General features: G+C 42.1%; 24 protein-coding genes. 17 read left to right on the forward strand and 7 right to left on the reverse strand.

Annotated features, from left to right (window positions below; genetic code table 11):
• Complete coding sequence (locus tag C5O00_RS00895) at positions 1-705, reverse strand: polysaccharide deacetylase family protein (protein WP_244593009.1); 705 nt, start codon at positions 703-705, stop codon at positions 1-3.
• 56 nt (positions 706-761) lie between these two features.
• On the opposite strand from C5O00_RS00895, the gene C5O00_RS00900 reads away from it, so the two are divergent.
• The 8 genes from C5O00_RS00900 (at position 762) to C5O00_RS00935 (ending at position 8327) form a co-directional block, all read left to right on the forward strand.
• Positions 762-1526 carry a glycosyltransferase family 2 protein gene (locus tag C5O00_RS00900; protein ID WP_244593010.1) on the forward strand — a complete coding sequence of 255 codons (765 nt, stop codon included), beginning with the start codon at positions 762-764 and terminating at the stop codon, positions 1524-1526.
• A gap of 17 nt (positions 1527-1543) precedes the next feature.
• Positions 1544-2611 carry a glycosyltransferase family 4 protein gene (locus C5O00_RS00905; protein ID WP_105214091.1) on the forward strand — a complete coding sequence of 356 codons (1068 nt, stop codon included), beginning with the start codon at positions 1544-1546 and terminating at the stop codon, positions 2609-2611.
• A gap of 9 nt (positions 2612-2620) precedes the next feature.
• On the forward strand, positions 2621-3532 hold the full coding sequence (locus tag C5O00_RS00910; RefSeq protein ID WP_105214093.1) for a glycosyltransferase family 2 protein: 912 nt from the start codon (positions 2621-2623) through the stop codon (positions 3530-3532).
• The gene (locus C5O00_RS00915; protein ID WP_105214095.1) at positions 3522-4082 is read left to right on the forward strand and encodes an L-threonylcarbamoyladenylate synthase; all 561 of its coding nucleotides are present in this window, start codon (positions 3522-3524) and stop codon (positions 4080-4082) included. The genes C5O00_RS00910 and C5O00_RS00915 overlap by 11 nt, the downstream gene beginning before the upstream one ends.
• A gap of 60 nt (positions 4083-4142) precedes the next feature.
• Positions 4143-5570, forward strand: coding sequence for a CCA tRNA nucleotidyltransferase (locus tag C5O00_RS00920; protein WP_105214097.1), 1428 nt, complete (start codon positions 4143-4145; stop codon positions 5568-5570).
• A gap of 81 nt (positions 5571-5651) precedes the next feature.
• Positions 5652-6665: a COX15/CtaA family protein gene (locus tag C5O00_RS00925; RefSeq protein WP_105214099.1), complete on the forward strand. Its 1014-nt coding sequence runs from the start codon at positions 5652-5654 to the stop codon at positions 6663-6665.
• A gap of 40 nt (positions 6666-6705) precedes the next feature.
• Positions 6706-7218: an IS1096 element passenger TnpR family protein gene (locus C5O00_RS00930; protein WP_105214100.1), complete on the forward strand. Its 513-nt coding sequence runs from the start codon at positions 6706-6708 to the stop codon at positions 7216-7218.
• Between the two features lie 50 nt (positions 7219-7268).
• Positions 7269-8327: a nucleoid-associated protein gene (locus tag C5O00_RS00935; protein WP_105214102.1), complete on the forward strand. Its 1059-nt coding sequence runs from the start codon at positions 7269-7271 to the stop codon at positions 8325-8327.
• 4 nt (positions 8328-8331) lie between these two features.
• Here C5O00_RS00935 and C5O00_RS00940 read toward each other — a convergent pair whose 3' ends face one another.
• Positions 8332-9429 carry an acyloxyacyl hydrolase gene (locus C5O00_RS00940; protein WP_105214104.1) on the reverse strand — a complete coding sequence of 366 codons (1098 nt, stop codon included), beginning with the start codon at positions 9427-9429 and terminating at the stop codon, positions 8332-8334.
• Positions 9430-9529: 100 nt separating this feature from the next.
• Between C5O00_RS00940 and C5O00_RS00945 the strand changes: the two genes are divergently transcribed.
• From C5O00_RS00945 to C5O00_RS00970, 6 genes are all read left to right on the forward strand, one after another.
• Positions 9530-10429: an ABC transporter ATP-binding protein gene (locus C5O00_RS00945; RefSeq protein ID WP_105214106.1), complete on the forward strand. Its 900-nt coding sequence runs from the start codon at positions 9530-9532 to the stop codon at positions 10427-10429.
• Positions 10430-10431: 2 nt separating this feature from the next.
• Complete coding sequence (locus C5O00_RS00950; RefSeq protein ID WP_105214108.1) at positions 10432-11277, forward strand: ABC transporter permease; 846 nt, start codon at positions 10432-10434, stop codon at positions 11275-11277.
• 64 nt (positions 11278-11341) lie between these two features.
• The gene (locus C5O00_RS00955) at positions 11342-13783 is read left to right on the forward strand and encodes an FIDD domain-containing protein (RefSeq protein ID WP_105214109.1); all 2442 of its coding nucleotides are present in this window, start codon (positions 11342-11344) and stop codon (positions 13781-13783) included.
• 9 nt (positions 13784-13792) lie between these two features.
• Positions 13793-14323 carry a hypothetical protein gene (locus C5O00_RS00960; RefSeq protein WP_158676744.1) on the forward strand — a complete coding sequence of 177 codons (531 nt, stop codon included), beginning with the start codon at positions 13793-13795 and terminating at the stop codon, positions 14321-14323.
• Positions 14324-14434: 111 nt separating this feature from the next.
• Positions 14435-16441 (forward strand): excinuclease ABC subunit UvrB, encoded by a 2007-nt coding sequence (gene uvrB / locus C5O00_RS00965; protein WP_105214113.1) that lies wholly within the window; start codon positions 14435-14437, stop codon positions 16439-16441.
• A gap of 74 nt (positions 16442-16515) precedes the next feature.
• Positions 16516-17079, forward strand: coding sequence for a hypothetical protein (locus C5O00_RS00970; RefSeq protein WP_105214115.1), 564 nt, complete (start codon positions 16516-16518; stop codon positions 17077-17079).
• A gap of 23 nt (positions 17080-17102) precedes the next feature.
• On the opposite strand, the gene C5O00_RS00975 is transcribed toward C5O00_RS00970, so the two are convergent.
• Positions 17103-18623: a GH3 family acyl-acid amido synthetase gene (locus C5O00_RS00975; RefSeq protein ID WP_105214117.1), complete on the reverse strand. Its 1521-nt coding sequence runs from the start codon at positions 18621-18623 to the stop codon at positions 17103-17105.
• A gap of 99 nt (positions 18624-18722) precedes the next feature.
• Between C5O00_RS00975 and rluF the strand changes: the two genes are divergently transcribed.
• Positions 18723-19493, forward strand: coding sequence for a 23S rRNA pseudouridine(2604) synthase RluF (rluF, locus tag C5O00_RS00980; RefSeq protein WP_105214119.1), 771 nt, complete (start codon positions 18723-18725; stop codon positions 19491-19493).
• A gap of 118 nt (positions 19494-19611) precedes the next feature.
• Here rluF and C5O00_RS00985 read toward each other — a convergent pair whose 3' ends face one another.
• Positions 19612-20040 (reverse strand): Hsp20/alpha crystallin family protein, encoded by a 429-nt coding sequence (locus C5O00_RS00985; RefSeq protein WP_105214121.1) that lies wholly within the window; start codon positions 20038-20040, stop codon positions 19612-19614.
• A 193-nt stretch (positions 20041-20233) separates the two neighbouring features.
• Between C5O00_RS00985 and C5O00_RS00990 the strand changes: the two genes are divergently transcribed.
• The gene (locus tag C5O00_RS00990) at positions 20234-21520 is read left to right on the forward strand and encodes a DUF2254 domain-containing protein (RefSeq protein ID WP_105214123.1); all 1287 of its coding nucleotides are present in this window, start codon (positions 20234-20236) and stop codon (positions 21518-21520) included.
• On the opposite strand, the gene C5O00_RS00995 is transcribed toward C5O00_RS00990, so the two are convergent.
• The 3 genes from C5O00_RS00995 to sucC all read right to left on the reverse strand — a co-directional run bounded on the left by C5O00_RS00995 (position 21517) and on the right by sucC (position 23694).
• The gene (locus tag C5O00_RS00995) at positions 21517-21915 is read right to left on the reverse strand and encodes a tellurite resistance TerB family protein (RefSeq protein WP_105214125.1); all 399 of its coding nucleotides are present in this window, start codon (positions 21913-21915) and stop codon (positions 21517-21519) included. The two genes, C5O00_RS00990 and C5O00_RS00995, sit on opposite strands and share 4 nt — an antisense overlap.
• Before the next feature lie 57 nt (positions 21916-21972).
• Positions 21973-22308 (reverse strand): hypothetical protein, encoded by a 336-nt coding sequence (locus C5O00_RS01000; protein WP_105214127.1) that lies wholly within the window; start codon positions 22306-22308, stop codon positions 21973-21975.
• Positions 22309-22503: 195 nt separating this feature from the next.
• Positions 22504-23694, reverse strand: a complete 1191-nt coding sequence (gene sucC, locus C5O00_RS01005; protein ID WP_105214129.1) for an ADP-forming succinate--CoA ligase subunit beta — start codon at positions 23692-23694, stop codon at positions 22504-22506.
• A gap of 158 nt (positions 23695-23852) precedes the next feature.
• Here sucC and lysA point away from each other — a divergent pair, with 158 nt between their 5' ends.
• Positions 23853-25058, forward strand: coding sequence for a diaminopimelate decarboxylase (lysA, locus tag C5O00_RS01010; RefSeq protein ID WP_105214131.1), 1206 nt, complete (start codon positions 23853-23855; stop codon positions 25056-25058).
• Positions 25059-25076: the final 18 nt, after the last annotated feature.

The following is a 25076-nucleotide window of genomic DNA, read 5'->3' on the forward strand; positions in this document are numbered from 1 at the left end:
TTATATTATTTTACCGTACTTGATTTTTCTTCTGAATTTTCCCAGGCTATATTCACCTTTAATATCCAAACGCTGAATTTTAAACGGATCCGGGAATGGAAATTTATTTAGCCGGTTCCCTATCCGAAGTCCATAACTAAATCCCTCTTGTTTCAGGAGTTCTACAAACTTTGTATAGCTTTCTTTTTCCCTTGGGAATTTTCCATAGGGATACGCCAGAGCCGGACTAAGTGGGAGTTTATGATTTTTTACAACCTCAAAACCACATTGTGTGTCGGTGGATGTCTCCTCAAGGGTAAGTTCGTTGTACTTGCTATGCTGAAAAGAATGATAACCCAACTCGACCGTATCAGGCTGCAGGGAATGAAGTTGCTCGGCAGTCATGATATCCACCTTTCCTGTGTTCCACTCGTCTGTTTTTCCCAGGTAACCCAGTGGCACGAATAAGGTGGCCTTTAGTTCATATTTCTGAAGCAGAGGAACAGCCAGATCTTTAAAACTAACATAGGCATCGTCGAAGGTTATCACTACGTTCTTTGAGCCGGGAAGCGTGCTAAGATCTTCTAATTCTGAAAAATGCCAGCTAGTGTATTGATTTTCCGAAAGCCATTTAAGTTGTTCTTCCAGCCTTCGAACACTTATAACCAACCCTTCGCTGGTGGAAGACGCCACATCGTGATACATTAAAACCGGAAGTTTTGCCATGTTGTTTCAGAAAAGGTTCAGGGTAAAATTATTACTTTTACCCAAACTATTATCATTTGTTGGACAATACCCATAAAATTTCCGCCCTTGCCATTACCCTGAACGAAGGTGAGGTGATCGAGAAGTTCATTGAAAGTCTTTCGTTCGCGGATGAGATCCTTATAGTGGATTCGTTCAGCACTGATAATACAAAGGAGCTTGCCACCGCTTTTCCGAAGGTAAGATTCATCGAAAGAGAATTCAGGAATTTTAGTGATCAGAAGAATTTTGCGATCTCTCAGGCTACCAACGACTGGATCGTATTCTTCGACCCCGATGAAGAGATCACTACCGAGATCAAAGAAGAGATACATTCTTTCCTGAAAGACCCGAGGGCGATAGCCTATGCCATAAAACGGGAGTTATATTTTATGGGAAAACGCATAAAATACAGTGGTTTTCAGACAGATTGGGTCATCAGGCTGTTCCACAAGGAGCACTGCCAATACAATGGAGATCTCGTGCATGAAACGATCGAAGCCAGGGGTGTAACCGAAAGATTTCGATCCCGGTTACCACATCACACCTACAAATCCTTTGATGATTATACTTCAAAATTGCACCGATATAGTAAATTGAAGGCACAAATGATGTTCCAGCAGAATAAACGGCCCACTTTATGGCGGTTTCTGTGGCGACCATTTTACAGATTTTGGCATCAATATCTAATTCGGCTGGGCATACTGGATGGCAAAGAAGGATTTATCCTGGCCTATATAAACGCCTTTGCAGTATTTAAACGATATGTGAATCTGTGGTTGCTCTATCGTAATATTAACTAATACAACGGCCTGAACAGATGAAAACTGTTTTTCTCGAATCGCATAACATCAAGAATAAGTACTCCGGGTTCGGGCAGTTTAACTACCACCTCATTAAAGGATTGGCAAGTGTAAAACCTGCCGACCTCGATATAGTGCTGCATGCTAAGGACACCGATTCGCTACGAAGCGAATTCGGTGAGGTTTTCAGGTATAAAAAATACCGATCCATTACAAGGCATAAACCTTTCAGAATAAAAAAGAGATACAACCTCTGGCATTGTTTGAATCAGAATATAAAGATCGAACCCTTTCATGAGATCCCCTACCTTCTTACGGTTCATGACATCCATTTTATCACGGAGGGCAGCGAAGGCCTGCAGGAAAAATTAAAAGGGAAGTTCAGGGAAAAACTAGATCGGGTTAGCGCAATAACTTATATTTCTGAATTCGCTAAAAAGGACTGCCACGCACATTTTGATGTCCCGGATGTACCGGAATTTGTGATCTACAACGGCAATACCATCACCGATACATCCATCCCGGAAGACTACAGTCCGCCAACCTTTCCCGAAAAACCTTTCCTCTACTCCATTGGCGACTTCAGCCCCAGAAAGAATTTTAAAACCCTGGTTGCCATGCTAACACACTTACCCGATTACAATCTGGTGCTTTCGGGTAGCGACCACTCTGTGTACGCCAGTGAACTGCGACAAATGGTACGAGAACTCAATCTAGAAAACAGGGTCTTACTTACGGGGAAGGTGGAGGACACCGAAAAGAAATTCTACCTTAAACATTGCGAAGCATTTGTCTTTCCCTCCCATCGTGAAGGATTTGGTATACCGCCCATAGAGGCGATGCGTTTTGGCAAACCTGTTTTTATATCAAACAACACTTCCTTACCCGAAATTGGCGGAGAACATGCTTTTTACTGGGATCATTACGAACCGGAATACATGAAGGATGTTTTTATGAAAGGCATGCACGATTTTCATGAAAACAGGGCATTTTATGAAGAATGGTATATCCAAAGGGCAAAGTCGTTCAACTGGACCAATACTGCTCGCGAATATCTGAAGGTATATCAGCAGATTTTATCCTAAGTTTGCATCATGGTAGACGTAGCCGTGATCCTCATTAATTATAATGCTTCAGATTTTACCCTGAAATGCGTGACTTCGGTTATAGAGAAGACCGGAGAGGGAACCAGCTACCAGATTATTGTAACCGATAATAATTCGGAGCTAGACGATTACAGGAATTTAAAACAGAACTTTCCATCCGATCCACGATGTACTCTTGTTCGATCTAATCTAAATACCGGTTTTGGCGGTGGGAATATGTACGGAGCGGCTCATGCTAACGCCCGTTTCTTGCTGTTCTTAAACAATGATGCACTGCTGCTCAATGACTGCCTTAGCGTCTTGAAAGACTTTATGGACTCCCATCCGGATGTAGGCGTCTGTACGGCACAAAATTTTAACGAACATGAGGAGCTGGTCCCTTCTTTCGACCATAATAAGGGAATAAGAAGGTTACTTTTTGGAAGAGGTTTCCTGGAGAAATCCAATCCCGCCCGATATCCTCACAGAAAAATAGACTATAGTGAACCTGTAGAGGTGGATTGGGTAAATGGTGCCTTTTTATTTTTCAGAAAGGAAGCCTTTGATGCGATCCATGGATTCGATACCAGGATCTTTCTCTATTGGGAAGAGATGGACTTGTGTTACCGTTTGAAACAGATGGGTTATAAGACCATGTTGGTTCCACAAGCTCGTATTTTGCACTACCAGGGTGTGAGTATAGGGAGTTCTAAGGAGATCAACAAAGAAGCGTACAGATCGTACCTCTATGTAGTGCGGAAAAATTTTGGATTTCTGAAGTTTCTGTTCATTAAGATCTATCTGCTCATTGTACTTTTGCTAAAACCAAAGAAGTGGTATTTGCTTGGCACCATTCTGAAAGGCGGCTGGATGAAGGGATCACTGGCTTATAAACAAAAAGAACGCTATTATGAAGGCTGAAATTGACAGTGCTCTTACTGTTTTAAAAAAAGGAGGGATAATCCTTTACCCCACAGACACCGTTTGGGGGATTGGATGCGACGCAACAAATTCGGAGGCAATTGAAAAGATCTATGCTCTGAAATCGCGGCACGAGAGTAAATCCCTTATTTGTCTTGTTTCAGATTTCAAAATGTTAAATCAGTATGTAGAACAAATCCCCGAAGTTGCCTATGATATCCTGAAATATGCGGCCTCCCCTACCACGATCGTGTACGACGACCCCATCCGTGTTGCCGAAAATCTGATCGCCGCCGATAACACACTTGCCATCCGGGTGGTACAGGACGATTTTTGCAAGCAATTGATAGGGAGATTGAAAAGGCCCATTGTTTCAACCTCCGCTAATATTAGCGGGCAACCCACACCCGCAACTTTTTCCGAAATTTCTAAAGAAGTAAAAGAAGGCGTTGACCATATCGTTAACTGGGGCCGGAATAAAGGCGCTTCCAAACCATCGGCAATAATCCGCCTAACGAAAGATGGCCAGGTGGAGATCATTAGAAAATAACCTGGCTTACTTTGGCTACACAAGGCCTAAATCGTACCTTTGCCAAAGTTTTTACCGGCTATGAAAAAGCAATTTCCAAATGCACTTAAGGACCCAATATTCAGGGTGATCTCCAGGGCTGCTTCCAAGCTAGATCTGGAAACTTATGTGATTGGTGGATATGTGCGCGACTACCTTTTAAATAGAGGCGAGTCTAAAGACATAGATGTGGTAGCCGTGGGAAGTGGTATCGATCTGGCGAACAAAGTATCGAAACTACTTCCGGGAAAACCGAAGGTAGTGATCTATAAAACCTACGGAACTGCAATGCTGAAATCTGCAGGCATCGAACTGGAGTTTGTAGGTGCACGAAAAGAAAGCTACAGCGAAGACAGTCGGAACCCTTCGGTGGAATACGGTAGCCTGGAAGATGATCAGAATCGGCGGGATTTCACCATAAACGCCCTTGCGTTGAGTTTGAACGAATCTGACTACGGGAATTTACTCGACCCGTTTAACGGCTTTGAGGATCTTCAGAAAAAAATAATAAGAACTCCCTTAGACCCCGACATAACCTATAGCGACGACCCTTTGCGAATGCTGCGGGCGATCCGCTTTGCGACACAACTCAATTTTCAAATAGAACAGCAATCCCTCGATGCGATCGGCAGGAACGCCACAAGGATCGAAATCATCTCCAGGGAACGTATTATTGATGAGATCAATAAGATCCTGATGGCCGATCAACCTTCCAAAGGTTTCGCGCTGCTTCATAAAACCGGGTTATTGCCACTTATTTTCCCCGAACTTGTTGCGTTACAGGGTATAGAAGAAATAGAAGGTCAGCGACATAAAGATAATTTCTGGCATACGCTGGAAGTGGTAGATAATATTGCCAAAACCACCGATAATCTCTGGCTGCGGTGGGCCGCGCTCTTACACGACATCGGTAAAGCCCCTACGAAAAGATTTGATAAAAAGGTGGGCTGGACCTTTCATGCCCATGAATTTGTGGGATCGAAAATGGTATATAAGCTCTTTAAACGGATGAAGATGCCACTGAACGAACACTTGAAATTTGTTCAAAAGATGGTATTGATGAGTTCCCGCCCTATCGTTCTGGCTACCGATGTAACCGATAGTGCCGTACGAAGACTGGTGTTCGACGCCGGCGACCATGTGGACGACTTGATGACCCTTTGCGAAGCCGATATCACCACTAAGAATCCTAAAAAGGTAAAACGCTACCGCGACAATTTCAGGAAGGTGAGAGAGAAGATTGTGGAAGTGGAGGAAAGAGACCATATCCGCAACTTTCAGCCGCCTGTGAGTGGGGAGGAGATCATGAGAACCTTCGGACTTAAACCATCCAGGGAGATAGGTATTATAAAAGAAGCGATCAAGGAAGCCATACTGGAGGGAGATATTCCCAACGAATATGAAGCTGCCAAGAATTATATGCTTAAAAAAGGCAAAGAGATCGGCTTAGAAGTAAAGAACCAACAGTAAGCGAGGAGTGATCCAGAGCGAACTGTTTGTAGAAATATTGTAATGGGTATAATTTCGAAATCTTAAACCCCAATTTGTGTTATGAAGGATAACAGGCAAGTAATAAACTGGCTTTTAATAGGATGTGTCTTAATCTTTATAATGGTGATCGTTGGTGGCATTACGCGTCTTACTCATTCCGGCCTATCAATCTCAAATTACAAATTAATATCCGGTACCATTCCACCCATGAACGAAATTGAATGGAACGAAGCCTTCGATCTCTATAAGCAATATCCGGAATACCAGAAACTCAATTACAACATGACCCTGGAAGAATTCAAGGATATCTATTTCTGGGAATGGATTCATAGGGTGATAGGTCGTTTTATCGGGATAGTCTTTATCGTGCCGTTTCTCTATTTTCTCTTCAGAAAAAAACTTAGCAGAACAACCGTAAAAAAATGCCTCGTTTTACTGTTCCTGGGTGGGTTTCAAGGATTCCTGGGCTGGTATATGGTGAAAAGTGGGCTGGTGGATCGCCCGGATGTGAGTCATTACCGCCTTGCAATGCACTTGGGTACTGCCTTTCTCACCTTTGCTTTTACCTTGTGGGTGGCCTTGGATCTTATATATCCGGATAGGAAAGCCATCGACAAGTCGTTTCGTAATTTCATCCGCCTGGGCTATATCTTACTGGTGGTTCAGATCATCTGGGGAGCATTTGTGGCGGGCCTTGATGCCGGGTGGATCCACAATAGCTGGCCGCTGATGAGTGACGGAAAACTCATCCACGAAACTGTAACCATCGAACAATCCCCGGTTTGGCGCAATTTTGTGGAAGGGAAAAGCGGGGTGCAATTTGTTCATAGGTACCTGGCATATATCGTGGTAGGATTTATACTTGCAATTTGGTATAAAGCGAGAAAGAGAGATCTCACCGGGATTCAGAAAAAAGGAATTAACTGGCTGGTAGGGCTGGTGATCATACAGTTCGCCCTAGGGGTTTTCACCCTAATTCTCCAGGTTCCGGTTTGGCTGGGAGTGATGCACCAGGTGGTGGCGTTTTTCCTACTGGCTGCGATGACATTTACCTTACACAGATTCAGCAAATAGGACAGAAAAAAGTATCTTTGCCATTCAAAGTTTAGTTAGAATGATCTACCGATTTAGAGTTATACTCGACACCCACGAAGATGTTTTCAGAGATATTGAGATTGAAGCCACAAGTACTTTTGAAGATTTTCACAATGCCATTACCCAGTCTTTTGGATTTGGCGGCCAGGAAATGGCTTCTTTTTATGTAAGCAACGAACTTTGGGACCAGGGTGAGGAGATCTCCTTATTCGACATGAGCGAAAAACCCGGAGAGGTTATGGTCATGGCAGAAACCAGCCTGGAGTCTCTGATAAACGAGGATCAGACACGCCTCATTTACGTCTACGACTTCTTGAGTATGTGGACCTTCCTGGTAGAACTGGCCGAAATAGCCGAAGCGGAAGAAGGCCGGGCCTACCCTAACCTCATGTTCGCTCACGGACAGATCCCCGAAGAAGCCCCCGAAAAAGAATTCATTGCAGACGACTCCGAAGATGAGGACTCGCAGGACGAATTGGGATTCGACCCGGAGGACTTTGACAACCTGGATTTCGATGCAAATTGGAATTAAGCCGAATTTACTTCAGAATAAAAATTACCACTTAAACTTATAATAGCCCTATGATCAACTTATACAATGCGCATATCGCTTCCTTGTCTATTCACCGTGTAGGAAATAAAAGCAGAAATGAAGGGATCCTTCTTTCCGAAACAGCCCATGAAGCGGATGACGAACTCACGCCTTTATTAAAAGAATTTTTTCTGAAGCCGTTTCGCGATAAGGAAGAGAATTACTTTCAGTTCTCGCATGATACCGACCTGGAATTTCACGAATTGTATAAGCTGGTTTCCGAAATTTTTGCAGCTCCCGATAATGCTCACGAGTTTAGTAGAAAGATCGCTCGATACCTGTTCGATCAATCCACCCACCCTCACATTAAAAGTGGCGAGGTGTATGTGGCCTACCTGGAAGGCCTTCAGATAGACAATGAGAAGGTGGATGGAATTGGCATCTTCAAATCGGAACTAAAACAGGATTTCCTGCAGTTTTCAGAAAAAGAAAACCAACTGATCGCGAATCTTGAACAGGGAATTAATTTGAACAAACTCGATAAAGGAGCGCTAATTTTCAATGTGAAAAAGGAGGAAGGCTATAAAATATTATCCGTAGACAGCAACCGCTACGATGCCCGCTATTGGCTGGAAAGTTTCCTGGGTGTAGATGCTTTCGAGGATGAGAATTTCTTTACTAAGAAATATCTGAAATTCTGCCAGGATTTTGCCAAGGATGTTGTCCTGCCTGCCGAGGACAAGAAAGAAGAAGTACTTTTTATGAACCGGGCCGTGAACCATTTTGCCAAAAATGATCAGTTTGAAGAAACTGCCTTCGTAAATGAGGTAATCGATAACCCGGATCTTATTCCCGAGTTCAGGCACTACAAAACAGAGCGAGCACCTAAGTATAGTATCGAGGACCTAACCACCTTCCCTATTGCGAACACTGCGGTTACTGCAGCCCGTAAAAAGATCAGGAATGTGATCAATCTCGATACGAATATTCAGATAAAAATGGATTTTATCAATCCAGAGAGCGCCGAACGATTTGTAGAGAAGGGTTGGGATGAAGAAAAACAAATGTACTACTACCTGGTGTACTTCAACCAGGAGCAGAAGTCGTAATATTCTAAAATCGATACCCTAGCCTGAAATCGAAAAAATCGGCCACATGGCCGTGGGCTTTCAAGTTCATCCCGGCAAATAAATGTTTGGTAAAGCTGTAGCTTAATCCGTAACGCTGATAAAAATCATCTGTATTCCTGAACGGTTTGTAGTAGTATACACCAATTACCTGGCTAAAGGTTACTTTTCCAAGCCAGAATTCGTGGCCGAAAAGCCCTGCCCCCTGCAAGTAAGAATCATCCGAACCCGCAACTTGTAATTGTTCCTTTCGGGAAAGGTCGAAGATCCATTCGGTCCCGAAGGTAAGTGCACTTCGCCCTCCTATCCATCTGCTGTAATTACCTGAAAACCCGAACACATAGAATTTATCCTTATCACCAACGGTGGCATTACTCCAGCCTGAGAAATGAACGATAGAGATCCTTTTTCGTTCCTCAGGTGGTTTTCGATCGTGATTTTTCGATGGTTCGGGAAAGGTGACCGCCGATAAACTGGTATTCAGCCCCAGGCTTAGGGAAGGAAAATTCAATCCTTTATTCGGGGTACTATTGCCTCCATTGGAAATATGGTTGTATTTAGCGGCAAAACGCATATTCAGATAATCGTTGATACGATAATTTATCCCTGCCCCAATCATTAGGAAAAATGCAAACTTAGTACTGTAAGAAAGGTTCAGCGGATTGGTAACCTCGTCGTATGGATCGCTAAGGAACACACCTCCTAACCCAGCTCTAAAGAATAAATTCGTCCTTTTATGGGTTCTCATATAGGGTTCCAGGTACCCAACTGTGCTTATTCCGCTACCCAGTACGTCCGGGTTGTCCCAATTCCAATAGGCAACACTAACACCCACCCGGGGGAAACAATTACAAAAATCCCATGATCGCTTCGTGATGAGATGCTTACTGATGTCAATGGCGACCGACTTGGGGTAAGAATCGTTAAATTCTCTTAGAAACTCGCTATGTTTAAGAAGATAGGCATAATCGAAATTTATCCCGATTACCATTGGTTTTGATTCAACGAAGGTAGTATCTTGCTGCGCATTAATAACAACGTTTGGGATAAAGAACAGAATCAGGATATAAATAAGCCGCTTCATATTACAAAAGTAAGGAGGAAGTGTGCTTTAATAAAAAACTGCTTGTAACAAATTCCTGCGCGATTCGTCATACTCATATCGAACAACCAAAATAACTTCTGTGAATACCATACTCACCCTTAACAATCTAACCAAGAAGTTTGGCCCTCTTACAGCCGTTGATGATCTTTCTTTCAGTATTGAAAAAGGGAATGTCTATGGAATTCTTGGACCAAATGGAAGCGGTAAATCCACTACGCTTGGAATCGTTTTGAACGTTGTAAATAAATCAAGCGGGAACTTTCACTGGTTCGACGGCTCCGATAGTACACACAACGCCTTAAAGAAGGTTGGCGCCATCATTGAGCGTCCTAACTTTTATCCTTATATGACAGCCGTACAGAATCTGGCATTAGTATGTAAGATCAAAGGAGTTTCGGAGGATAAGATCGAAGAGAAACTTGAAATTGTGGGGTTAAAAGAACGGCAACACAGTAAATTCAGAACATTTTCACTGGGGATGAAACAGCGATTGGCCATAGCTTCGGCCTTACTGAACGACCCGGAGATCCTGATCCTGGACGAGCCAACTAACGGACTGGATCCACAAGGAATTCATCAAATTAGAGAGATCATAACAAAAATTGCTTCGGAAGGAACCACCATTCTGCTCGCATCGCATTTACTGGACGAAGTAGAAAAAGTGTGTTCGCATGTGGTGATACTGAGGAAAGGTAAAAGCCTTTATACGGGGAGGGTGGATAATATGATCGCCAGCCATGGTTTCTTCGTTCTTCAGGCAGAAAATATGGAAGCTCTTGAGGCTGAATTGAAGTCGAACGATGCTTTTAATTCGATAAAAAAAGAAGGCGAGTCTTTTGTAGCCTACCTGAAGGAGCCTATGAGCGCTTCAGAATTCAATAAAGAGATGCATACCAAAGGAATTAGCTTGTCTCATTTGGTAAAACGAAAAGAAAGTCTTGAAGAGCAATTCCTGGAAATCACTAAAAATCTCAACTAAGCATGCTACGATTACTCAATATCGAATTACATAAGTTAAAGTACAACAAGACCGTAAAGGTAATTTCTATTGTTTATTTCGCATTGATATGTTGTGTGGCACTGCTGGTGTCTATCGAATTCAATTTTGCCGGTGCGAAGATCAGGGTGGCCGATCAGGGCATTTTCAACTTTCCCTTTATCTGGCATTTCAATGCTTATATCGTTGCCTGGTTGAAAATTTTCTTTGCAGTGGTGATCGTATCAATAGTAGCGAACGAGTACAGTTATCGTACTCTCAAGCAAAACCTGATCGATGGACTTAGTAAAAAGGAATTTCTGGCTTCCAAGTTTCTAACTGTGGTGCTCTTTAGTGCTGTATCCACCATCTTCCTATTCATTGTAACACTCATCCTGGGATTGATCTTTTCAGATTATACAGAGGTTGGTATCGTTTTTAGTGACTTACAATATGTTGGAGCCTATTTCTTAAAATTACTGTGCTTCTTCAGTTTTTGTATGTTTCTGGCAATTTTGATAAAACGGTCAGCTTTTGCCCTGGGCTTTCTGGTATTATGGCAGGTTATCGAAGGTGGTATTGCCCTGCTGTTTCAGATCATAAAGATTAGATCCAATGGAGAAATTAATCTTTTTGATTCTGTATATAATTTTTTTCCGCTGGATGCCATGTCCGATCTTATCGTTGAACCTTTTTCCCGCTTTGGGGCCGTGCAATCTGCGGCCAATCAACTAGGGGAAGGATTCGATAAAAGTTATGATGTACCCTGGTATTCCATTCTTATTACTATAGGTTGGACATTCATTTTCATCTTCTGGTCCTATCGAATCCTTAAAAGACGCGATTTATAAATTAAGACTAATTGTAAGTCCCTGTAGGCTGCTACTCCCGATAATTAATTATCTTTAAAGTGGTATGAGATTTCACCCACTTTTAATCAACTCGCTCTGCATTATATTGCTACTTTGTCCTGTTTTCCTATCCGCACAGGATGATGTAAGCCTGTTCGCTCAATTTAACGGACGATACGATTATCTTGCTTTTGGAAACACCATGAATATTGCAGAGAATACCGGCGGAAACCCTCCGGCAGACTGTGTTATACTCACCGAAAGCAGTGCAGATTACAGCCTGGGTATCGGGCAAACCCCGGTAGCCGCCTTACTATATTGGGCAGGTGTTGGAACAGGAGACCTGGATGTGGAATTGAATGGCACTCCTATTTCGGCACAACGTGTTTTTAGTTATCAGTTAAGTGCGCAATACGTCTACTTCGCAGCTTATGCCGACGTCACCGATCTGATCGTTGCCACCGGGCCGGGAACCTATACGCTCTCGGAACTTGATCTTACCTCCGAAATACAGAATTATTGTACCAATACTACCAATTTTGCGGGCTGGGCTATAAATGTGATCTACCAGGATCTAACTCTACCGCTCAACCAGGTTAATGTGTTTGATGGCCTGGAAGGTGTTTCTGCCGTAAATAATGAACTGAATATCGTAATCGACAACCTATTGGTATTGGACAATGAAGGCGCTAAAATTGGTTTTACCGCATGGGAGGGTGATGAATCCCTTGCAAACAATGAAACTCTTCAGATTAACGGTAATATTATCAGCAACCCACCTCTGAATCCTGCAAACAATCAATTTAACGGAACTAATAGCTTTACAGGAAATTCGGATTTCTACAATATGGATCTGGATTTCTACGATATTGAGAACAATATTCAACCGGGAGATACTATGGCGACGATCACACTTACTTCCAGCCAGGATCTGGTGATGATCAATAACGTGATCACTGTACTTAACACCGAATTACCCGACGCCACCATAAGTATAGACAATGTATTTGGTGCGGACGAATGTGGCGACCGGGATATTACTGTAGAGTACACAGTATACAATGTTAATAGTACTGATATCCTCCCGGCAAATACCCCTATCGCTTTTTATGCCAATACCACGCTAGTGGGCCAGGCCGCTACCATGGCGGCTCTTCCTATAGGTGGATCGGAAAGCGGTAGCATCGACCTGTCTATTCCGCTTAGTATCCCACCCGATTTTGAATTGAAGGCGTTTGTAGATGATGATGGTGGTGGACAAGGGGTTGTACAGGAACTAAATGAGGACAATAACGGCTTCATTATCGATTTTCATTTATTGGCATTTCCCGTGATTCCAGGACTGGAAAACCTGGAATTATGCGATGTAGTGGGTACAGAACTCTTCGATCTCACCCAGGCTACTAGTTTGATCGATCCCGTAAATACTATAACTTATCACACTTCTGAAGACGACGCATTGAACGATATAAATCCTATTGTAAACCCCACCTCCTACCAGAACGTGAGTAACCCCGAAACGATCTGGATTCGGGTGTCGAACCCCGATTGTTTCGTCGTTGATAGTTTTGAGATCGAGGTGATCCCCTGCCCCTTACCCGATGCCACCATCGACATACTTGAACCATTATATGCCTGTCGCGGCCGAGAATTTACGATCCATTATGTAGTGTTTAATCTGGAATCTACAGGCCCACTTCCGGCAGGAACTCCTATTACTTTCTACATTGACAATGTGATCATCGCACAGTCCGCAACCCAGAACGTGATCCCGGTGGATGGCAGCGAGGAAGGATCGGTAACTCTTGATCTAAGCCCTGATATACCCGATGAATTCTTATTGTTCGCGATGGTAGATGATGTAGGGAATGGTACTGGGATCGTGGAAGAATTAAACGAATTTAATAATGATAATGACTCCTACACGGTTTTTGGAAGCATCCCGCCACTTGGAACTCTTCCAGACCTTGTTGCCTGTGATGAAGGCTTTAATATGGCCACCTTCGATCTTACCGAACAAAATGAGAATATAAGTGGCGATCCGGATGATCTTATCACCTATTACACCAATGAGGCCGATGCTATTGCAGGGATAAATCCCATACAAGACCCAGAAAATTATACAAACAGCATCGATCCACAACGCATCTATGTGAGACTGGATAATATTATTTGTTTTACTGTTGGTTTCTTCAATATTAGAACCGAAAATTGCCCGCCATTTATTCCTGAAGGATTTTCTCCCAATGAGGATAATATCAACGACGAATTTGAAATAAGTGGTTTATTGAACGTATTTGAAAATTTCAATCTGAAGATCTACAGCCGGGAAGGAAACTTGATCTACGAGGGTGGGAATGATGATGGATTCTGGTCTGGCATACCCAATACAGGATTGTTGTATCGTGAACAACTGGTCCCGGTGGGTACTTATTATTATGTGCTTCAGCTAAATGACTCCCAGTACCCGGATGCTTACCTTGGATTTGTGTATGTAAATTATTAATTCTGAATAGTGCATCAGGCCCGACATTGCGAATTATGTGACCATCAGACAGTGACCTTAAAGGAGGGAACTATTTGTGAGCTAACCGACCGAAAGCCTGATTTTCACAGGACCTGCCTTAACATTAGCCTGAACCGGAAATTTGAAGATAAACTGAAACTGGCCAATGTACAGTATCAGAAAGTTCTGAATACTAAAGTATGGACGTACGCTTATTTTACCACTTTTCTGGTTTTATCGATAATGGTAATGGGTGGAGCTGCTTATTTTGCATATTATCTTTTCAATTTAACAGACCGGGTGGGGGTGGTCTCGGTGGCTCCCGTGGTGATTTTCGCCATTGGCGTAGCCTTGCTTAGTATGGCTTTTGGTGCAAGAAACAAGTACAGGCAGGATCTTGCTGCTGCACTACATAATAAAGAAAAGATTGACCAAGTCCTTGTTTTGTACAATATAGACTACCAGATCGATATGAAATTTGGCAAGAATTACCACGGAACTCAGGATGTGTATGTAGATGTGAAATTTAAAGGGCGATGATGTATGCATTACAAAACCTAAATAACGGTAGATCTATCTAAATTTCGAGTTGGCCTTTGCCAACCGACCTCGCCAAAATTCCGTATTTTTGCTTCTTATCCTTTTATCAATATGAGATTTGAAATTGTTTCTGATTTTACCCCAACAGGTGACCAGCCGGACGCTATCCAAACCCTGGTGGATGGATTGAATGATGGTGAGAAATATCAGACCCTTTTAGGGGTAACTGGAAGTGGAAAGACTTTTACCGTTGCCAACGTGGTGGAACAAGTTCAAAAACCAACTTTGGTACTTGCACATAACAAGACCCTGGCGGCACAGCTATATTCAGAATTCAAACAATTTTTTCCCCATAATGCGGTAGAATATTTTGTGTCTTATTATGACTACTATCAGCCGGAAGCTTATCTTCCTACCAGTGGAACATATATAGAAAAAGATCTTTCGATCAATGAAGAAATTGAGAAATTACGGTTAAGCACGACCTCATCGCTGTTATCAGGTAGAAGAGACGTGATCGTGGTGGCCTCGGTTTCCTGTTTATATGGTATTGGAAATCCGGTTGAATTTCAGAAGAACGTGATTAACCTGGAACAGGGACAAATAATATCAAGAACAAAGCTGCTACATATGCTGGTTCAGTCTTTGTATTCGAGAACAGAAGCCGAATTTCACAATGGCCGTTTCAGAATAAAAGGTGACACAGTAGATGTATATCCCGGCTATGCCGATGATGCCTACCGAATTCATTTCTTTGGTGATGAGATCGAAGAGATCGAAGCATTTAATCCGGACACCAATGAGGTGATTGAAAAATTTGACCGACTTAACATCTACCCGGCAAATATGTTCGTGACCTCACCGGACATCCTGCAGAACGCCATTCATGCGATTCAGGAAGATTTGGTGAAGCAGGTTGACTATTTCAAGGAGATAGGAAAGCACCTGGAAGCAAAACGCCTGGAGGAGCGAACTAATTTCGACCTTGAAATGATACGCGAATTGGGGTATTGCAGCGGTATTGAAAATTATTCGCGTTATCTCGACCAGCGACTTCCTGGATCTCGTCCCTTTTGCCTTTTAGATTATTTCCCGGATGATTTCCTGATGATCGTGGATGAAAGCCATGTATCCATCCCGCAGGTAGGTGCTATGTACGGAGGTGATAGATCGCGGAAGGAGAATCTTGTTGAATATGGTTTCCGATTACCGGCCGCCATGGATAATCGCCCCTTAAAATTTGAGGAATTTGAAGCACTTCAAAATCAAGTGATCTATGTTAGTGCCACTCCGGCCGACTACGAACTGGAAAAAAGCGGGGGCGTTTATGTGGAGCAAGTGATCAGGCCAACAGGACTCCTTGATCCGCCGATTGAAGTTAGACCAAGTTTAAATCAGATCGATGATCTGCTGGAGGAAATACAGCTACGGGTGGAACAGGATGAACGCGTTCTGGTAACTACCCTCACCAAGCGTATGGCAGAAGAACTGACAAAGTACCTTACCAGGATCCAGATACGCTGTCGCTATATCCATAGTGATGTAGACACCCTGGAGCGTGTTGAGATCATGCAGGATCTGCGATTAGGCTTGTTTGATGTACTAGTGGGAGTTAATTTATTAAGAGAAGGACTGGATCTGCCGGAGGTTTCTCTGGTAGCCATCCTGGATGCCGATAAGGAAGGTTTTTTACGTTCCCATCGATCCCTGACTCAAACTGTAGGTCGGGCTGCACGACATATAAATGGGAAGGCGATCATGTATGCCGATAAGATCACCAGAAGTATGCAGGCCACAATTGACGGAACGAATTACAGAAGGGAGAAGCAAATAACTTATAACAGCGAAAACAATATTACACCTACCGCAATAAAGAAATCCCTGGAGAATGCCCTAACAAATAAAAAGACGGAAAAATATACATTCGATACTGCGGAGTCTTTAGCTGCTGAAACCGAAAATGAATATCTCACAAAACCCCAGATCGAGAAAAGAATTCGCGACACACGAAAGGAAATGGAAAAGTCTGCCAAAGAACTTGACTTTTTGATGGCAGCCAGGTTGCGGGATAAAATAAAGTCGCTTCAGAAGCAATTGGAAAAAGTAAACGCAGGCTGATTCAGCGAGATACCTTTCAAATTTTATTATCCTTTTAACGCCCCTTTACAAAGGAGATTTGTATTTTAAAATGTATGGCAGAATCAAAGCAATTACAGATAGATAATAAAGTAATTCCGGAAAGTATTCGGGAGGAGGCGATTGAAGCATTGAAACACTTCCCCGAACTCTACCAAACTGAGATCATTTTCAAATTCAAGGATAATATCAAAAAATCGACCATGCAGGCGCAGCCTACCTGGATGAGCTTTTTCAAACCGAGGAAAGACCGATCTTATATAATACTGATTAGCCGCAAAATAAAAATTGACGCACAGGAATTTACCATTCACGACATCCCCTCGGATGTACTCGTTGGGTGGTTGGGACATGAATTAGGGCATGTTATGGACTATAGACATAGAAGTAGTTTCGACATGCTGGTCTTTGGTCTAAAGTACCTGTTTTCAAAGGCTCATATAAAAGAGGTTGAACGCGCCGCAGACACCTTTGCCATCGCTCACGGGATGGGGTATTATATCATGGAAACGAAGAATTTTATTCTGAATCACGCCGATATATCCGAGTCCTATAAGTTGAGGATCAAATCTCTATATATGTCTCCCGAGGAAGTGATGCAACTTATCAACGAAAACTAAATGTAAGCAGTTTCTATTAGCGATCAATAATTTGAGACAAATTCTTCCCATTCACTAAACTTCTCTTCACCCATCACTTGCTCCATTTTAACTTGCCCACCCTTTTTCTTGTTAGCAGCACTCCATTCGTAAAAAACTTCTGGTTTTACCGTTGTTACTTTAACACCTTTCAAGGCCTTGTTTCTGGCTACCTTGTAGTTTTTATTTGCATCCTTTAAAGAAGAATCAAGGGCATTGGCCAGATCTTCGTTACTTGTTGAACCTTCGGTGCCCAGATACCAGTGATGATAGAATTCGCCATCAATATTCACAGCTGAAATGGTGAATTCCGGAATCTCGATATCGAATTTCTCTTCCAACTCCTGTATGGCGGTTTCCATCTTGTTTACAGATAATTGCGATCCAACCACATTGAGAAAGAACTTGGTTCTTCCTGTGATGATTATCTCTGCTCTTTCCACATCCGTGAAGGCAATGGTGTCGCCGATCAAATAGCGCCATGCTCCAGAGACCGTACTGATGATCAATACATAATCCCGGTCTTTTTCAACTTCGCTGATAGAAAGCACCGGGGCATCCTGACTAATGGATCCGTCGGAGTTTATATAATCCGGCTCGAAGGGAACGAATTCGAAGTATATCCCATTATCGGTAACCAACCGCATAGCGGTGGTTTCCGGGCGCTGCTGATAGGCCAGGAATCCTTCGGAAGCCAAATAAGTATCTATGATAGTTATTGGTTTAGCCAGGAGCTGATTAAAACTCTTTTCATAAGGTTGGAATGCCACTCCTCCACTGGTAAACACCTGAAGGTTTGGCCAGATATCGTGGATCGTATCCGCCTTATGATAACTTATCACTTCTTTCAACATGAGTTCCATCCACGATGGAATACCGCTTAAGGCACCTATATCCCAATCCCTGGCTTTTTTAGCGATGGTCGCAACTCGTTCGTCCCAATTGTCTATCCTGGCAATTTCTTTCCCGGGCTTGTAATAACCCTCGAACCAGTAAGGGATGTTACCCGCGCTAATTCCACTTATCTCACCTTCATAGAATTCATCACGCTCGTTTAAATTGGTTGAACTTCCCAACATCATGATCTCTTTCTCGAAAAAATCTGCCGGAAGTTCGAAATTACTCAAAGCACTTACCTGCTTGATACCAGTACCCTTGATGGCACTGATCATGTCGTCTGTCACCGGTATCCGCTTACTCTTTTTTCCTGTTGTCCCTGAACTTAAGGCAAAATAGCCGGGTTTCCCTGGCCAGGTGATATCTTCATAACCATCCTGTACCCTATGCCACCACTCTTCGGTAATTTTGTTATAATCATGGTACGGTATTGCTTCGGCAAAAGCTTTTACTATGTTCTCTTCGTTCAGGATCTTTTCGAAACCATAGTATTTTCCGAACGCAGTATCCTTTGCTGTGTTCAGAAGGTCATTTAGTACTTTAAACTGAGCTTTCTGAGGAGGATCTTCAGTAGAAATTGCGTCTTTTAAATGAATTGCCCCTTTTATAATACTTCCGAGAATGGCCATAGCGATGTGTTATTTTCTCCTAAGATATAGATTTTGAGGTAGTCTTTCATGAGGTTTAATTTTAGTTTAACCATTAGGTAATTTGTATCTTTGCGAACTATGCATCATCCGGAATCCGTACGTATAAATAAAGCTATTAGTGACAACGGTTATTGTTCGAGAAGACAAGCAGATGTCCTTATCGAAAAAGGGCTGGTCACGATAAACGAAGAAGTAGCGACTCTGGGTGACCGGGTAATGCCTGAAGATGTGATCAAGGTAAATGGAGAACCTATCACTGAGAATGAGAACCTGGTCTACATTGCCTTAAACAAGCCTGTAGGTATCACCTGTACCACCGATAGGAGAATACCGGGAAATGTAGTAGACTTTATAGGGCACGAAGAGCGAATCTTTCATGTAGGGAGGTTGGATAAACCCAGTGAAGGGTTGCTTTTAATGACCAACGACGGGGATATAGTAAACAAAATACTTCGAGCGGGGAACCGCCATGAGAAGGAGTATATCGTTAAGGTGGATCGTCCCATTACTCCGGACTTTCTTAAACGTATGCGAAACGGTGTTCCTATATTAGATACGGTAACGAAAAAGTGTGAGGTTGAACAAATAAGCCGTTATGTTTTCAGGATCATTCTTGTTCAGGGATTGAATCGACAGATTAGGAGAATGTGCGAATATCTTGGTTATGAAGTAACCGAATTAAAACGAATACGGATCATGAATATAGTGTTGGGAGATCTAAAGACAGGAGACTGGCGTGATCTTACATCTGAAGAGCTTCAAGGTTTGAAAGCAGCGGTTTCCGAGTCGAAGAATGTACCTCAGGTGGAACGAGAAAAGGCTACGGGAGGCAAAAGGCGTAGGCGTTAGAGCTATAGGCAATACATTTATTCAAACTTCAATCATTAAGCTTATGGCAATAAAAAAACCGCACACCGATTGAGTAATGTGCGGTCATTTTCAACTAACTAACCAAATTAAATTTCAATTATGAAATCTCAACCATTTTCTTCAAGGCTTTCTGCTTTTCTTTCTTCGGCACAGTGATATATAAGATCCCATCCGTATAAGAAGCAGTAATATTTTCAACATCTACCGTCTCCGGTAATGTAAATGATCTGGTGAAGTTTCGGAAGCTAAATTCTCTTCTTGTGAATTTTTTGTCTTTATCTTCTGAATTGGTTTCTGAAGTAACCTCTGAAGATACTTTTAAAATATTTTCTTCAACTTCTATAGCAAATTTTTCTTTTGTCAAACCGGGCGCTGCCAATTCGATTACAAAATTCGCCAAATTTTCTTGAATATTTACAGCTGGGATGCTAAAGTTTTCATAATTAGGTACATCTAGCCTGTTTTCTGTAAAAAATTCATCAAAAACTGACGGAATCCATCCTGTATTTCTTTTAACTAATTTCATATCGATTTATTTTAATATGTGCCATATTTATTATCTCACTAGCAAAATAAGTTCCAAAGAAGTTTACAGGTCAAAATGACTGAAAATCAGGTAATACGACTGTCGTTTTGTCAAATCGATCTAGTTTAGGGAAATAACTTTTATTCATAAATAAGTATTATTCTTTCGATTATCCGTAATTTATAAAGCGGCCGTGAAAAAAATTATTAGAAGAACCATCGCTTTTTTTAACGCGATAAAGAGTAAAATTGCTTTTTATCCAGCGCTACTTGCCTTAGTGGGTATAGGATTAGCCTTACTTATGATGAGTATCGAACAAAGCGATGTCTCCTCAATAATGAAGGAGTTTGTACCTCAATTGATCATTGAAAACGGCGATACTGCCCTCACCATTCTTAGTGTTTGCATAGGTGGTCTTATTTCCATGATGGTATTTAGTTTTTCCATGGTAATGTTACTCCTCTCACAGGCGTCCAGCAATTTTTCTCCCCGGTTACTACCAGGATTGATATCTGATAAAACTCATCAGATCATACTTGGGTTATATCTCGCCACGATATTGTATAATATTTTTGTACTGTTCTCGGTTGAACCCGATGAAAACAGCTATTCCTTACCCGGACTTGCCATTTTAATTGGTATCACTTTTACTTTGATCTGCCTGTGTGCCTTTATTTACTTCATCCATAATATTTCACAATCGATACAGATAAACAACATTCTGGATGATATATTCGATAAGTCACTGAAACGGCTCTCAAAAATAATACGAGACGAGAAAGATACACCATCAAAAGATTCAGACGCCTTCGAGGACACATCCAACTGGAATTCATATTCTGCTAAGAAGTGTGGCTATTTGCAGAACATCTCGATTCAAAATGTGCTGAATTTCTGTAAGGCCCGTGATATAAAGATCTATATCACCCAGCCGAAGGGGTTCTTTGTTCAAAGCAACGGCCACTTCATTAAAACCAATAAGGAGCTTGAAGAGAAAAGTTTGAACGAATTATATTCCTATATAAATTTTTCTCGAAGTGAGCTTGTTGAAGATAATTACATCCTGGCTTTCAAACAGATAACAGAGATAGCCGTAAAAGCGATGTCTCCCGGAATAAATGATCCGGGGACCGCTGTAAATTCTATCGATTACCTCACAGAACTCTTTGCGCTACGTTTGAAAAAATCTGACAATAGTATCTACTTTTTAGACAATGAGTTATATCTGAAAATAGCTACGGTAGATTTTAGTGAATTGATCTACACGACCATGGCATCTCTTCGCACCTACTGTAAGCATGACCCGGTAATAGTTCAGAAACTATTACTTATGCTGAATTACCTGTATGAACAGCAAGCGTATTCGAAAAAATACAAAGAATGTATTGAGCGGGAGATCAAATTATTAATAGACGACGCAAAGAACACCTTCGAAAGTTCTGCAGATATCGATCGAATTAATGCACTCGACAATACTTAGTTGTAGTAAGTTTGAAAGATCTGTATGAGTTCCTCTGCGGGGATAACCCGGTTCTCATATTGCTGTGTCCTTAATAGGATCTGGTCGATGGCTCCAGGACGAATCCCTAGTTTTAGACCAAAATTACGTACTACTTCCACTTCCTTCTGATGCGCTTCCCAATCGACGTTCATTAGTAAAATAAGCTTATGGAAATGGGTGATCCGCTCTATTTCCGAAACAATAGGCAATGATGGTAACGGATCTTCTATAAGCCGATCCACTTCTTCCTGGGATACATTCATACGTGTTGCAATACGTAAAATGAAGTCGTATTCGGACGCCATGATCTTATCATCGGCTTTTGCCAGTACGATCAGGTCGCTAATTAACGCGTGGTTCTTTGCTGTCTCCATGCCGCAAAAATAAAAAACCCCGGTCGATTAGGCCGGGGTTCTTCAGAAAAAATCTTCTTATTTCTCAGATTTGATCTTCAATGGGATCACGTATTGCTTTCCTTGTACTAATTCAGACTTGAGAACCTGATAATTTAAACGTGATTTCACATAGCTCACTACTTCAGGATCCTCGGTAGCAACAGATAATACGACGATCTCATTCTCTGCCGTTAAGGTAAAAAGTACCTGGGCTTCCATGTCATGCTCAACAATGAACTCAGGATTCTGTAGTAATTTCTTTAGTTCTTTTGAAGTAGTAGAACCTTCTTTAATAGGAGCGGGATTCGCAGCAAATGCTGTCGTACTGGCAACAAGCCCTAAGGCAAGTAAAAACAATTTGAATCGTTTCATAGTTGTTCGTTTTAAGATTAATGAATAATTGATTGACTGAATGATTTATATATACTATAGACGCATAAGAAAAATTTATGTTACTCTAAACTGCTGGTTTTAACGCAACGTTAACCTTCATTAACATAAAATGTAACTATCGGATATAAAAAAAGCCCTTCTTTCGAAGAGCTTTATAAATTGAGTTTTCTCGGGTTATGACAGTACCGCCTGTACTTTATCGGCAGCTTCCTGGAATTCGATCGCGCTTTGCACATCTAATCCACTGTTATCTATTAACTCTTTAGCAATATCGGCATTAGTTCCCTGTAACCTAACAATGATAGGTACATTGATATTCCCCATGTTTTTATACGCATCCACAATTCCCTGTGCCACGCGATCGCATCGCACAATCCCTCCGAAGATATTCACCAGGATCGCCTTTACATTAGGATCTTTTAATATGATCTTGAAAGCTGTTTCCACACGCTCGGCATCTGCTGTACCCCCTACGTCTAGGAAGTTTGCAGGTTCTCCTCCCGCTTGTTTAATTAGGTCCATCGTGGCCATTGCCAATCCGGCTCCGTTCACCATACAGCCTACGTTACCATCCAGATCTACATAGTTAAGGCCAACGGCCTTCGCTTCTACTTCGATCGGGTTCTCTTCTCGTTCGTCGCGTAACTCGGCGTAGTCCTTATGGCGGAACAACGCATTGTCGTCCAGGGTAACCTTAGCATCTACGGCAATTATTCTGTCATCACTCGTTTTCAAAACCGGGTTGATCTCAAATAAGGACGAATCGGATTTTATATACGCCGTGTATAGGGCTGTTACAAATTTTGTCATTTTCTTAAAGGCTGTTCCGCTTAACCCGAGATTGAACGCTATTCGTCGCGCCTGGAACGGTAATAGGCCTACAGCTGGATCGATCTCTTCGTGAAAGATCAAATGCGGAGTTTCCTCGGCCACTTTTTCAATATCCATTCCTCCCTCGGTAGAATACATGATCATGTTTCTGCCAGTGCCTCTGTTTAGCAATACGCTCATATAATATTCTTCCGGCTCACTATCGCCAGGATAGTAAACATCTTCGGCCACCAGTACCTGGTGTACCTTTTTACCCTCTGCACTGGTTTGTGGGGTGATGAGATTCATTCCAATGATCTGTCCCGCAATCTCTTCAACTTCCTGAAGATTCTTTGCCAATTTCACACCGCCTCCTTTCCCACGGCCTCCCGCATGAACCTGGGCTTTTATAACGTGCCAGCCGGTTCCTGTATCCTCGGTTAATTTTTTCGCAGCAGCTACCGCTTCAGTAGTGGTGGTTGCAACAATTCCACGTTGAATCTCAACGCCAAAACTATGTAAGATCTCTTTTCCCTGATATTCGTGTAAGTTCATGCTTTGTCTGTTTTTCAGCTGGACAAAAATACTAAATGCCCTGCGAATGGACTAATGTTTTTTGAAGATTGCCTATCCAATATATTTTCAGAGAAAATTAATAAAAAGCAATTCATAATCTACTAATTTTGTCGATTCAACATTAAACACCCACTGAAATGAATGATCAGGAACTTTTATCGGTAGTTCAGGAATATGGAGGTCCGTTGTATGTTTACGATACAGCCGTAATGCAAGCGCAGTATAAACGCTTACAACAAGCCTTTACCGGTGTAAATAAATTACGAGTGCATTATGCGGTGAAGGCCCTTTCAAATATCTCTGTCTTAAAATATCTTCATTCTCTGGGTGCGGGAATGGATACAGTTTCCATTCAGGAAGTTCGTCTGGCACTGGAAGCCGGAATTCCTGCCGAAGAGATCATTTATACGCCTAACGGTGTATCCATGGAGGAGATAGAAAAAGCTGCTTCCATTGGTGTTCAGATCAATATAGACAACCTCTCTGTTCTGGAGCAATTTGGAACAAAACATCCAAAAACACCGGTATGTATCAGGATCAACCCTCATGTGATGGCGGGTGGAAATACAAATATATCGGTTGGACATATCGACAGTAAGTTTGGTATTTCCATTCATCAATTACCGCATATTAAACGCATCGTTGAGAACACGGGTATGTGGATTAATGGTATTCATATGCACACAGGGAGTGATATTCTGGATATCGAAGTATTCCTGTATGCTTCAGAAATACTCTTTAAAGCAGCCGAACATTTCGAAGATCTCGAGTTTATTGACTTCGGAAGCGGATTTAAAGTTCCCTACCGCGAAGGAGACATAGAAACGAACGTGGAAGAGTTTGGCGAAAAACTGAGCCATAGATTTAACGAATTCTGCCAATCGTACGGAAGAGATCTAACTCTCGCGTTCGAACCGGGAAAATTCCTGGTTAGCCAGGCAGGTAAATTCCTTGCCAAAGTGAATGTAGTAAAACAAACTACCTCGACTGTATTTGCACAAGTAGATAGCGGGTTTAATCATCTCATTCGTCCTATGCTCTACGGCTCGCAGCATTACATTAGCAATATCAGCAATCCCGACGGCAGGGAACGTTTCTACTCGGTGACCGGTTATATTTGTGAAACAGACACCTTTGCCAATAACAGAAGAATTGCGGAAATACGCGAAGGTGATATCCTGGCGTTTCACAATGCCGGAGCCTATTGTTTTACAATGGCAAGTAATTACAACAGCCGTTACCGCCCCGCAGAAATACTGTGGCATAAAGGGAAGTCGCATGTAATAAGAGAGCGGGAGACTTTCGACGACTTAATTGTAAAACAGAAGGTGTTGGAATTCTGAAACTTTCCCGAAAGAATT

Origin of the sequence: Pukyongia salina (assembly GCF_002966125.1) — a bacterium.
In the GTDB taxonomy this organism is placed as follows: Bacteria; Bacteroidota; Bacteroidia; order Flavobacteriales; family Flavobacteriaceae; genus Pukyongia; species Pukyongia salina.